Annotated in this window: 7 protein-coding genes and 1 pseudogene; 5 read left to right on the top strand and 3 right to left on the bottom strand. The window is 61.2% G+C overall.

Annotated elements, in window-relative coordinates; translation table 11 throughout:
- The first annotated feature begins 847 nt into the window (after positions 1–847).
- From QTI24_RS30695 to QTI24_RS31590, 3 genes and pseudogenes are all read left to right on the top strand, one after another.
- Positions 848–1024, top strand: coding sequence for a DUF3606 domain-containing protein (locus QTI24_RS30695; RefSeq protein WP_286605649.1), 177 nt, complete (start codon positions 848–850; stop codon positions 1022–1024).
- A 332-nt stretch (positions 1025–1356) separates the two neighbouring features.
- Positions 1357–1831, top strand: a pseudogene (ligD, locus tag QTI24_RS31595) (non-homologous end-joining DNA ligase LigD); the annotation flags it as partial.
- A 74-nt stretch (positions 1832–1905) separates the two neighbouring features.
- Positions 1906–2094: a hypothetical protein gene (locus QTI24_RS31590; RefSeq protein WP_353506131.1), complete on the top strand. Its 189-nt coding sequence runs from the start codon at positions 1906–1908 to the stop codon at positions 2092–2094.
- Positions 2095–2185: 91 nt separating this feature from the next.
- On the opposite strand, the gene QTI24_RS30685 is transcribed toward QTI24_RS31590, so the two are convergent.
- The gene (locus QTI24_RS30685) at positions 2186–4711 is read right to left on the bottom strand and encodes a DUF4158 domain-containing protein (RefSeq protein ID WP_286605647.1); all 2526 of its coding nucleotides are present in this window, start codon (positions 4709–4711) and stop codon (positions 2186–2188) included.
- Positions 4712–5111: 400 nt separating this feature from the next.
- Positions 5112–6080 carry a glycerophosphodiester phosphodiesterase gene (locus QTI24_RS30680; RefSeq protein WP_286605646.1) on the bottom strand — a complete coding sequence of 323 codons (969 nt, stop codon included), beginning with the start codon at positions 6078–6080 and terminating at the stop codon, positions 5112–5114.
- Positions 6081–6928: 848 nt separating this feature from the next.
- Between QTI24_RS30680 and QTI24_RS30675 the strand changes: the two genes are divergently transcribed.
- The gene (locus QTI24_RS30675) at positions 6929–8254 is read left to right on the top strand and encodes a competence protein CoiA family protein (protein WP_286605645.1); all 1326 of its coding nucleotides are present in this window, start codon (positions 6929–6931) and stop codon (positions 8252–8254) included.
- A 114-nt stretch (positions 8255–8368) separates the two neighbouring features.
- Entirely contained in the window at positions 8369–9205 is an 837-nt protein-coding gene (locus QTI24_RS30670; protein WP_286605644.1) for a hypothetical protein, read from the top strand.
- On the opposite strand, the gene QTI24_RS30665 is transcribed toward QTI24_RS30670, so the two are convergent.
- Positions 9145–9894: a hypothetical protein gene (locus QTI24_RS30665; protein ID WP_286605643.1), complete on the bottom strand. Its 750-nt coding sequence runs from the start codon at positions 9892–9894 to the stop codon at positions 9145–9147. The genes QTI24_RS30670 and QTI24_RS30665 overlap by 61 nt on opposite strands.
- Between the last annotated feature and the right edge of the window lie 13 nt (positions 9895–9907).

Genomic DNA, 9907 nt, shown 5'->3' with positions numbered 1-9907 from the left:
AGACCCTCAGCGATACTGCACCCACTCGGCTGTCCGCAGTGGCACGCTGAGCACCGTGCATCTCAGCCCTGTCCGGGCTGAAGACTTACACCATGCGCTGGGACGTGACCACCCTCGTTTGCTTCAGCGCCATTCGGCGTCCTGTCCAGTAGCTGGCCATCATGGTCTACATGCTGCTCAGATGAGCGACATGGCGCGTATCTGACGGCAGGCATCCATCCCGGCTTCGGCCCGCTGCCGTTGTGCTAAGTCAGGAATTGGCCGTTTAGAAGTCTGACGGAGGATTGCTTCTCGTCGTGCTGAAGGACCGTGCCGGGCCCAAAGCTGTGGTCTGCTGCCCTTCGTCTTCCCCTCGTGTGCCTCGCGTCCAGATGTGGTCGCCGCACGCATACCGTTGAGGTGCAAACCGGCGAGTGAACAAGCACCGTCGGCCTAAGGTTGTTTTGGCTTGGCGAAGTTTGTCGATCGAGACAGATGTACCTACGAGGCGCGACGCTCTCGTTCTAGAGCGCTCTGCTAAATGCCAAGCCTCGCGACACGGGCAAAAAAAGGCTTCCGAAGAAGCCTTAAGTGCCCTTCGGTTGAAGGGCTGTCTCACCGGGAGGGAGGTCAGGGGCCGTGTCAGGAAGCCCTGTGTTGAAGCCCGGCAAGAGCGACATGAGGCGCTGCCTCTAGTCACAAGAACTGTACGAAGTCGAAGATTCGGCGTCTACGAGAACCTTCTCGTTTGCCGTCGAGAAATTTCGTGGGCGGCGCTCGCTGCGGAGTTTGCTTTCATAAGGTGTCGGAAAATTCCCATGTCTGCGGAGAACGAAGAGCCGCAGCCTAGGTTTTTTAGGAGACCGTCATGTCAGATGACCCGAAGAAGACCGGACAGGACCGCAGATTGATCGCCCTTGAACAGCCTCACGAAGTCCGTTCCTGGACAGAGTCGTTGGGCGTTTCGGAGCAGCAGCTCCGTGCAGCCGTGGCAGTTGTGGGCAACTCAGCGGACAAAGTCCGCGACTACCTCCGCAAGTCCTAGCGCGGTCGCCATGCCTACTTCGGCCTTTGAGGAAGCTCGGCAGCGATTGATCGATTCGCTCAAGAAGCCCGGCGCAGCCCTAGGTCTCTTTTTCGGAATGGACGCCGGATGGCCAAGTCCGGCATGCGACGCATGTGGCGTTGCGGGCCGACAAGCCGGCTGCTGCCATCGCGCGAGAGACGGCCAAGCAGATTGGCGTCGGTCCGGTCAGGACAGCGGGGAAAGCTGCCGCAGGCGGGATCAAGGTCAGCAACGCTGACCGGGTGATCGACCCCAGCTCAGGCCTGACCAAGCTCGCTTTGGTGCGCTACTACGAGTCGATCGCGGAGTGGATGCTGCCGCACCTCAAGGGACGCCCGTGTTCGCTGGTGCGCGGGCCGTCCGGGATTGAAGGGCAGCTGTTCTTTCAAAAGCACGACGAGAAAATCAGCATCCCGGGCATCAAGGAGCTCGACACAGGCCTTTGGCCGGGACATGGCGCTCTGCTGGAAGTCGCGTCTGCGCAGGCGTTGGCAGAACATCGCCAAGCCGGATCGAATCATCTTCGACCTCGATCCGGGCGAAGGCACTCCGTGGCAACACATCCAAGACGCGGCAGTGTTGGTTCGCACCCTCCTCTCCGAACTCGGACTCGAGGCCTGGCTGAAGACGAGCGGCGGCAAGGGTTTGCATGTCGTCGTTCCTCTGACGCCGCGGCTTGACTATGAGACCGTGAAAGGCTTTTCGCAGGCCGTTGTCCAGCATCTTGCTCGGGCCATTCCGGCGCGCTTCGTGGCGAAGGGCGGGCCGTCGAATCGGGTGGGGAAGCTGTTTGTGGACTATCTGCGCAACGGGCATGGAGCGACGACCGCGGCTGCGTTTCCGCGCGAGCGCGACCCAGCATGGGGGTGTCGATGCCGGTGTCGTGGGATGACCTGGCCCAGCTCAAGAGCGGCGCGCAATGGACGATCGCGACAGCCCGCGAGCACCCGTCGTTTCAGACTGAAGACCCTTGGAAGGGGTATTGGGGAAAGCGGCAGTCCTTGAGCGGAGCGATGAAGGCACTCGGTTTCGTGGCGCGGCAAGGCTGACCGCTGCGACGTGCAGCGAAGCGCCTGGGCGTTGTGGGCGCGATTTGGCGGTACATCACCCGACCCTCCGCCGCCGACCTGGCCCGGAACCCTAAAGTTGCTCTTCGGACTCCATGGGGCGATTCAACGCGTATCCCGATTGCTCGCGCAACATGCGGATCGCTTCGGATACAGACATTGGGATTCCGTCCTCATAGTCTCGCGGGCCCACCTTGTCCTTTCTCGGTATCGGCTGGCTAAGAGCGGATGCCGCGCCGAAAGTGGTTTGCCCCTCGGGAGGAAAAGCGTAGCGAGCGCAAAGAGCACCATGAACGGTATGGCCAGCGTGCTCCCATCCATCGCTCAGGCGAATCCGAATGGTGTAGTCGTTTCGCGTGTTGATCCATTGCGCCGCGTTCTCGCCTGCGCCGTAGCGTGTGATCGGCTTGTGCTCGTCGGGATGAAGGACGTAGCTAGCCGCCAGGCCGGGCGCCAGATCCTGCAACCAGATCCGGATTCTGAAGACGAAAGGACGGTGCGGCGCGTGAATCTCGTCCGGCGCATAGAAAGCCGTCACAAACTCGGCAAGTATCAGGGGGCGACTTGGGAGGTCGATGTTGAACCGATCCAAGAAATTCTCGTCCGCATCCCATTCGAACGGCTGGTTGCAGTCTGCGTGATGTTCACGGGGGTGTGAGCTGAACGCAATGAGCGCGCCCAGCATCTGCTGGCTGAGACTTTCCTCGAAGACACTTGTGATGCTCAGAAATGGGCCTCGAGGCTGCTTGGCGTTCCCAAGCCCTCGTGCTTGACCACCGCGGAACACCACATGGTCGCACTCGAGCGGATCGGGCGTGGTGGACTCTTGGTCCTGGCGTTCCTTGATGAACCACTTGTCCTCGCAGCGAACGGCCGAGCCGGCCGCAAATTCATTGGAGACAGTCAGGCCGAAAACGTCCTTCGCCTTCAGCAAACGCGAAACAAGAAACCTGTAGATTGGCAGCGATGGAGCGTCGAACGGAGATTTCTTGTCGATGAGCCAGATGACCGACAAGTGAGGTCTCTTGTGGGCAGCAAGTAATTCGTCGATCTCGGTCAGCGAGTCACTCGCGAGACCGAGGTAAGCGTCTTCACGTTCCTTGCCAGATCCTAAGTTCTGGCGCTCGATGCGGAAGCTCAGCGAATGGTCGATCCAGACTCGGCCATTCCTCAGGCTCTTGCGCAGCGACATCATGGTGCACGCAGAGAACGCATGCAGGCCGAAGCGCAGATCGACATCGCTCACGAGATCGTGCCAGGCGGCGCCGACATCGGGAAGGGCAAAGTCGCTAGGCAGCTCGGACACCTTCATCGCGTGCAGCTGGCGCCACGCGGCCAGCTGTTCGAAGGCCGGATCCCTGGCGCGCCCACCGAACTCCAATGACTGCAGACCGCCCAGAAACGCCTTGACGCGCTGATGATCGGTCGACAGCGCCTTGCGCACCTCGGACACAAAACTCCTGGGGGGCGCGTCCAGCACCTTGGTCAGCAGGCCATCGGCTTCGAGGCACCGCGCTTGGAACGGCTTGGCTGCATCACGCAACACGTCCCGCGCAAGGCGCGCCTGGTCGCGTGCGACGCTGTCTGATCGCTCCCGTGTCGTCCTCACCTTTTGCGTGGCTTCGCGGAACAGCTGCTGGCTTCGGCGCAGGTTCTGCTGCACGGCGATGTCGGTGAGTTCCAAGAGGCTCACGCGCAGGAAGCACACCAACTCGATCGCCTGGCGGGTCTCCTTGAGTTCGCGGTTCTTCGACGGACGTCGTGCCTGCACCTGCTGGGCGTAGGCATGCTGCTTGGGCAGACTGACGCCGGCCAGTGACCACTCGTGCACGCCGAGCGATTTGAGATAGCTGATTTTCTCCAGCGTCTCGATGAGCGTATTTGGCCCGTGACGCTTGGAGGGGGTCTTGAGCCATTCGAGATGAGAGCAGCCGGCAGCGGGGCGCTGGCTATGGGCCGATTCAAGGCAGTGACGCATCGCGGAAAGGGAGACCTCGCTGGCGATCGCGGAACTGACGCTGGCTTCGATCGCGGCGAACGCGTCCCGGGCCCAGTCCTGAACACGGCGTTCGCCGGGAATCAGGATGCGGTGGTCATACAGCCAATGGCACGCCGACGTGACCAGTTCGTCGGCGTGCGCGGCCTCGGCGGCGTGAAGTGCCAGCATGGCCACGAGGGCCGCTTCCGCGGTCGGATCGAGGTCCCTCAGGCCGAGGTAGTTCCTGGCCCACTGCTGGTGCTCGTACAGCGTCGGGCGGCGCTCGTAGAGACTGCGTAGGCTCGCGATCGTCAGCGGCGGTGCCTGCAGCGTTTCGGCCACGTACCGCAACAGGTTGCGCGGCAACACGGCAAAGCGGTCCATGGGGCGGCCGCACGCACGCAGGAACAGCAGCTGCAGCGCGCCTGCGACCCGGCGGTCTGATCGGAACCGCTGGCGAATCGCCTCGACGTCACCAGTGCCGAGTTGGAAGAACTGCTGGAGGTCGAAGTCCGTCAGGCGACCGGGCAGGGTTTCCAGACCGACGAAGCGATAGACATAGGTGGACATGACCGACCAAAGCAGGCTGTCGGCGGACTGTACATCGCCGTCGTTGCCCACCCTGGGGAAGCGCTCCAGACGGTGCGCCGACGTCTCGAAACCCGCGCCAGCAAAGGCTCTCGGAGCAAACCGTATCTTTCTGCACGAAAAGGACGATCACCCCGAGTTGGAGTACGTCCAAAGCCGCCTGGCCGCCACGATTCCTTATGCCAAGTCCTCGGAGTTGCTGGGGCTGTTGTTGCCGGTGGGCGGAGCCAACGCCACGAGCACGGTGCGACGGCACACCCTGGGCTGTCGCAATTGCCGCAGGATTCGGGCTGGGCAAATCGACTGCCATGCTCCGAGGTAGGTATAGCAGAGGTGCCGGCGAAGCTATATCGATTCGCTTGTAGCAAGCCTTCAGTTCGCCGCCGCCAGCGATAGCGTCACTACGCGACGGCAACCGAAGAAGCGAGCCGCTCTATTTTTTGATACCCACCGGTAACGATACATCGCGCTCGCGCATGACCTCGCGCAGTCGATTCGGATAGTCGGTAATGATTCCATCGACCTTCCAGTCGAGCATGCGCCCCATGTCGGCCGGCTCATTCACCGTCCAGGGCATCACCTGCACGCCTTGCGCTTGCGCCGTCGTCACGGCCTGCGCATCAATATCGTTAAAGTTGGGGGCCCAGATTGCGCCGCCGGCGGCCTTGACCATGTGACCAACCGTCGGATAGTCGCGCTGCATCCGCCCTGCCGTCCAAGCGGGATCGGCTACGTTGTTATTGTTTCGATTCTGAATCGTCAAGTACATCGTACGGATGCGCGGTTCGGCGGCCTGGAACATCTGCAGCGTGCGCCAGTCGAAGCTTTGGATCATGACGCGATCCACCACACCCGCCTCGCGAATGACGCCGAGCATGATGCGTACGAAGTCTTCCGGCGCTACGGTATCGTTCGGCTTGTTCGGGAACACTTTGGTCTCGATGTCGAACTGGACGTCCGTAGCACCCAAATCTTTGACTCGCTTGAGAACGGAGGCCAGCGTCGGAATGCGCTCGCCGTCGCGTGGTTGCTGCTGCGTGAAGGACTTAGCGTACGCGTGACCGGGGTTCAGACGCCCGACGTCATAGCTCTGCACCTGCTCAAGCGTGAGCGTCTTGATGAGCGGCCCGCTTGCCTTGATCCACTGACCCTGTGCGTCGCGCGTCAACGCGGGGTTCAGCGCCGCATCATGCGAAATGACAGCCACGCCATCCGACGTGATCGCCACATCCATCTCCAGCGTTGTCACGCCCATCGCGAGCGCGTTCTCGAACGCGGCGAGGGTGTTCTCCGGCAGCAAGCCACGGCCACCTCGATGCGCCTGCAGATCAAGTGCAAACGCGTTCGAGCTGAAAACCACGGGCAGCGCTATTGCCGTTATCGCGGCCAGTCGTGTTCCCAAACAATGCGAAACTTTTCCTGAGCATTGACCAAAGCGTCCCATAGGCCCCCCTTCGTTGGGGCAGACTGTATCTGGTAGTCGCTGCCGTGCATACCTTTGGAGTCTCCGATGGTCAGCGCCGTGAGTCGCCGTGAAGTTGGAGGCAGACCGACCTCGCCGGTCCGTTGGAAATCCTTGTCGTCACCGAGGAAAAATGATGCCGCAGACCTGCTGGTGGCAATGCCTCAGTCGAGAGGCTTCGAAGCGTGCAACTCAAACACGTCGAAGACGCCCGCTTTCAACCTCGACACCCAGAGGCCGCATGTGATCGCTTCTCCGGATCAAGACCTGAACCAAAGTCATTAGCGTTCCCGCGGCGAGCGGTGCGTCATTTGCGTCAGCGGCTCCATCATGTATTGCAGGGGAGTGCGCTCCTGACCTTGAAGGTAGACCTCGGCAGGCACATCTGAACTTTGCTGGAATGCGACGCTACAGCTTTGCTCCTACACTTGCGAGCAAAGCATTCACAATTATGTAAAGTGCCGCCGGGCACGCTGGCGCTGCCGCAGGGGAGGGCAGTGCTACCCATCACTCGAAAAGGCGCGCGCCGGCCTTCGCGCAGCCATTCCGGAGTTCGATCGCCTGTATGGCGACGTGCTCGTCGGGGTCACCACAATCGCCGGCAAGAGGTTTCTGGACGCCATCGTCCAAGACCCGGAGATCCGCCGCGACTTCACTGCGTTGGTGGTCGCCGCTGCTGCCCCGCGAGGTTGCCCCGACACCGGCACTTCTTGCAGAATCACGAACCTTTATGCAGCAGGCACACCCTCTATGAACAGCGCGATGCGAATGGATTCCGGAGTCAACGCTTGACGATCGTCAGCATCGGGTTCGGGCGCGACCTCAATGGTCGCATGGTCGCCGTGAATGACCTGGTTCCGGAGAAGCACCGCGGGCTCAAGTGCAACTGCACGTGCCCGGAGTGCGGCCGCAAGCTGCGCGCGCATCTCGGCGAAAAGACCACCTGGTATTTCCAGCATTACGCAGACAACACGAACTGCAACCCGCAGCCGATGACGCTGCTGCACGCCTTCGTGCGCGATCAGCTGGCTCTGCGCAAGGCACTCGAGATCCCGCCCATCGCGATTCCGCGGGAGTTCCTTGTGGGCCGCCGACGGGTGATCCAGAGCATCACGATTCCGCGGCAGGTCCACACGTCCCTGAAAGGTGCGGTCGAGGTGCGTGGGGATGGCGTCCAGCCAGATGTCCTGTACGAGAGCGCCATTTGGGGGCGGCTGGCGCTCGAGGTGCGCTACTCGCACGAGGTTGATGAGGAAAAGCGGCAGCGCCTGCAGAACAACTATGAGCTCGCCGTGGAGTTTGATGTCTCTGATCTACCACCGAGCGGTATCGGCCGCGATCAGCTCGAGACGGTGTTGACGGACCCCGGGCGCTGGACTTGGCTTGTGAATGACCGCGGCATCGAGTTCGGGGTGAACAAAGCCCAGACGCTGCTCGACTGGGGCGAGAAGAACTGGAGCGTGCCGGCCTCATACAAGGAGATCCACCCGGCCGCGTGGGCGCCCAAGAAGCTGATGGAGGCCCAAAGCCGGCTGGTGTGGGCGAAAGCGGCGCTGCAGCAGTTGAAGCTCCTTCGGCGCGAGAGGGCCGCAAGCTGGCTCGGAGCGCAGTCGAAGACGGACCGCGTGGCCGTGGCCTGCGCGGCTATGGGAATCGAGCCCATGGTGCTGCCGAGTTTCATGCTGCTCGGCGGCGGGGAGGGGAGCATCCCCTGGACCCTCGATGGCCATCCCTACAGCTGGCAGCCAATCGTCTTCATGAAGTTCTGCATTGGCCAAGAAGAGATCAACGCGGCCGAGGCAGGGCAGTGGTGCGTGACGGCGCTGGCAGGCCTGTGCGAAGACGAGGACGGCCGCAAATCGCGCAACGGCCTCACGAGAACCGCCGCGATGCTTCAGCGCTACTTCCTGCAGCTCGAGGTGCTGGGGCTGGTCGAGAGGACACGCGGCGCGCTGCCAGAGGAGCGGAGTTTCAGGCCGCGCTTTGCCTCGCCCAACGAACTGCGCAGCTACATCGCGCAGCATCAGCCGCCTGCGAAACGACGGCGCACGCCGTTTGCGCCCGATTTTGCGTTCCTCGCAAGGTACGACAGGACGTTGCGCAATAGCGCCTGAGCGACTCGGCGCGGGGCCGCCAGGCAGGATCAGCAGCACGCCCGCGCTCATCTCGATTGGTGATGACGCCAACCTCTGGCGTCTGATCTTGCGCCATCATTCACAAAGCCTCATATGCGTGTCGCGATCCTCCCCGTCTACTGCGCCGGCACCGAGCGGCAGTCCACTTTCAACAAGGCCTGGCTCGAGCGCGTGGCGAGCGAAACCGAAGCGTACTTCGCCACCCAGTCGGGCGGCCGGGTCACGCTGACCTTCAAGGTGTTCGATTGGCACCAGATCGCCATGACCACGAAGGACTGGGCGGCGGCTGGCTTTCTGGTCGGCCGCAAAGTCTACGAGGCGATGGTTTCCGACAAGCTGCTGTCTCGCGATGACTTCGACCATTTCGTCGTCCTCATTGACGATGCTACCTCCAGCCTCGGAGTGACCCCCAAGGAGGTCGCGCCGGAGACCTCGGTCATCGCGGCCGTTGGCCAGCGGTACCCGTTCACAGCGGGCGTCATCGCGCATGAGCTTGGGCACGCGATGAACGCCGTCCACACGAAAAGAAAAACTGCGGATGGATGGAAGAGTACGACGGCCCGTACTGCCTCATGGGATTCGAAGACGCCAGGCACGCCTTCCGCAACGCCGCACTCGAAATCCCCACCGAGGGCGCGACCGGCATCATTACCCCCTTCGGCCCGGGCATGTGCTTTGCGAACCTTGTTCACGCAGGCTGGGCCGACACACAGGTCGACCCTGTGCTCCGGAAAGTCCTTTTACGACGGGCACTGGCGATGCCAGTGCCCTGGCAAGAACTCAAGTGTTGGGTCAAGTGTCCGAGCCTTCAATTCGCAGAGCGAAGTTCCTGCTCGGCGCATTCCTTTGAACGATAAGTACGACAACCCCTATTTGCCGCCTTTTTTTGGTTTGCCAACCATGCGATGGGACTTGCGAAAAAGCTCGTAGACCACATCAGCAGAGGGTGAAGGAGTCGCGTCTTTTCGGCTGCAGAATATGTTGTAGTAGCTCTGAAAGCGAGCCTTGTCTTTCGCCTTGTGCCATGTCCATCCGACCCCATGGGCGTCGCTTGACGCCAGCTTCCCCGTAGCGCTTCTTTTCATAACGTATCCAAAGACGTCGTTGTTTATTGACTTAACCAAGGTGAAAGTCAGATCGGCGATGTCGGCCATGGCGCTCTTCTTGAGAAGGATGGGCTTCTCTAAGAACTTGCTGTGCGAACTCAAGCCGAGCTCTGCTGCGTTCTTCACTCCCAGTTTCCCAAATCGATGCGTACAACAGTGTCTCAACTGACAGATCATGTCGAACTCCGCAAGCAATGCCGTCGTTCCCGCCGATAGAGTGGGCATCCCGACGAACTTGCTCAGAGCTTGCGGAATCGACTTGGTGGTCGAAAAGTTGGTTTCTTCCAATAGTGCGTCGGGGAGCGCATCGGGCTCGTGGTGCAAGACTGCGCGATAGGAGAGCTGTAGAGGTTCGCAGCAGTTTTGAGTAAAGGTGTCGCAGTGAACCAATCGACGTATAAGTGATCGCATATACCCTTCGACGGCAGAGACATAGCCGAGGAGGAATAGGCGACTTAGTTCTGGAGCGACTTCGGCCTCGGGACTCAAGCTCGCCCAGTGTTTGTTGAGCATTAGACAGTTATCC

Origin of the sequence: Variovorax sp. J22P240 (assembly GCF_030316855.1) — a bacterium.
Taxonomy (GTDB): Bacteria; Pseudomonadota; Gammaproteobacteria; order Burkholderiales; family Burkholderiaceae_C; genus Variovorax.
The sequence above is the reverse complement of the archived record's forward strand: the minus strand, read 5'-3'. Positions and strand labels throughout refer to the sequence as shown.

Excerpts from the sequence above, each read along its gene's own strand:
- QTI24_RS30670 (WP_286605644.1), top strand. The coding sequence starts at position 8,369 with ATGCGTGTCGCGATCCTCCCCGTCTACTGCGCCGGCACCGAGCGGCAG.
- QTI24_RS30665 (WP_286605643.1), bottom strand. The coding sequence starts at position 9,894 with ATGCTCAACAAACACTGGGCGAGCTTGAGTCCCGAGGCCGAAGTCGCT.
- QTI24_RS31590 (WP_353506131.1), top strand. The coding sequence starts at position 1,906 with ATGGGGGTGTCGATGCCGGTGTCGTGGGATGACCTGGCCCAGCTCAAG.
- QTI24_RS30695 (WP_286605649.1), top strand. The coding sequence starts at position 848 with ATGTCAGATGACCCGAAGAAGACCGGACAGGACCGCAGATTGATCGCC.